Source organism: Agromyces binzhouensis (genome assembly GCF_004135055.1).
In the GTDB taxonomy this organism is placed as follows: domain Bacteria; phylum Actinomycetota; class Actinomycetes; order Actinomycetales; family Microbacteriaceae; genus Agromyces; species Agromyces binzhouensis.
On record NZ_SDPL01000529.1, the window covers coordinates 1 to 1,757 of the forward strand.

The following is a 1,757-nucleotide window of genomic DNA, read 5'->3' on the forward strand; positions in this document are numbered from 1 at the left end:
CGTGCCGTGCGGCGACCTCGAGCGCCGCCGCGACGATGACGTCGGGCTCCTCGAGCCGGCCGGGGCCGCTGTCGGCGCCGGTGAGCTGGCCGACCGCCGGCCCGACGATCGTGACGCCGCGGTCGCGGAGCGTCGCGATGTTGGCCTGCGTCGCGGGATGCCGCCACATCTCGGTGTGCATCGCGGGAGCGACCACCACCGGCGCCTCGCTGGCGAGCACCGTGTTGCCGAGCAGGTCGTCGGCGAGTCCCGTGGCGAGCTTCGCGATGGAGTTCGCCGTCGCGGGCGCGATCACGATCAGGTCGGCCGCCTGGCCGATCGCGACGTGGCGCACCTCGGCCACGCCCTCGAAGAGGTCGACGTGGACCGGGTTGCGCGAGATGGCCTCGAGCGTCGGGCGCCCGACGAACCGCAGCGCCGACTCGGTCGGCACGACGTGCACGTCGTGGCCCGCGAGGACCAGCGAACGCACCACCGACACGGCCTTGTACGCCGCGATGCCGCCGGTGATGCCGACGACGATGTTCAGCGGCATCCGGGCCTGCCGGCTACTCGCCGATCGGGCGGAGGCGCAGCTTGTCCTCGTTGACCTCGTGGAGTGCGACCGACAGGGGCTTGTCGTCGATCGACGAGTCGACCAGCGGGCCGACGTTGTCGAACAGGCTGCCCTCGTGCAGGTCGGCGTAGTAGTCGTTGATCTGGCGCGCCCGCTTGGAGGCGAAGATGACCAGCTGGTACTTCGAGTCGACCTTCGACAGCAGGTCGTCGATCGGCGGGTCGATGATGCCGGACAGCTTCTCAGCCATGGAGGGACTCCTTCAGGTGGGGCGCACGCCTGGTGCGCGGAAGATCGTGGCGCGAGGCAGGCTAACGCCGGCCCCGGCGAGGCCTCATCAAGTCTACGACCTTTTGCGCGGCCTCGCGGACCTCGTGGTTGACGACCTGGTGGTCGAAATCCTCCACGGCCGCGAGTTCGACCTTGGCGGTCTCGAGACGGCGCTGCTGCTCGGCGGGGCTCTCGGTGCCGCGCCCGACGAGCCGCCGCACCAGTTCATCCCACGTCGGCGGGAGCAGGAACACGAGCGTCGCCTCGGGCATCGCCCGGCGGACGGAGCGCGCGCCCTGGATGTCGATCTCGAGCAGGACGCTGCTGCCCGCGGCGATCGCCTCCTCGACGGGGCCGCGCGGAGTGCCGTACCGGTACGCGTTGTGCACGGTCGCCCATTCGAGCAGCTCGCCGGCGGCGATCATCCGATCGAACTCGTCGTCGGAGACGAAGAAGTAGTGCTCGCCCTCGACCTCGCCCGGCCGCGGTGCGCGCGTCGTGGCCGACACGGACAGCTTCACCTCGGGGTGGTGCTCGCGGATGTAGCCCGCGACGGTGCCCTTGCCGACCGCGGTCGGACCCGCGAGCACGACGAGCCGGTCGCCGGTGCCGCCGTGGTCGGCGATCCAACCGGCGGTGAACTCGCGCAACCGCCGTCGCTGCAGGCGGCCGAGGCCGCCGAGCCGCTTGGAGTTCGCGATCTGCAGCTCCTCCATGATCCGCGTGCACTTGGTCTGCCCGATGGCCGGGATCGACGTGAGGAACTCCGAGACGCGAAGCCGCCCCTCGACGCCCTCCGGGTCGTCGTAGGCGACCCTCAGCACGTCGAGCGGGCTGCGTGCGCCGGCGGCGACGTCGTGCTTGACCGCGGCGCGGGCGCGTCGGGCGGCGACCGCGGCACGCGATGCGGCGACCCGGTCGACCTCGGGCG

Annotated in this window: 3 protein-coding genes; all 3 read right to left on the reverse strand. The window is 71.8% G+C overall.

The features are described 5' to 3' along the window. Nucleotides 1–529 (reverse strand): flavoprotein (locus tag ESO86_RS16420; protein WP_277985244.1); only part of this gene is annotated, 529 nt, incomplete at its 3' end. Between the two features lie 19 nt (nucleotides 530–548). After that, entirely contained in the window at nucleotides 549–806 is a 258-nt protein-coding gene (rpoZ, locus tag ESO86_RS16425; RefSeq protein WP_092669843.1) for a DNA-directed RNA polymerase subunit omega, read from the reverse strand. A 61-nt stretch (nucleotides 807–867) separates the two neighbouring features. Then, nucleotides 868–1,757 (reverse strand): guanylate kinase (gene gmk, locus ESO86_RS16430; protein WP_242492425.1); only part of this gene is annotated, 890 nt, incomplete at its 5' end.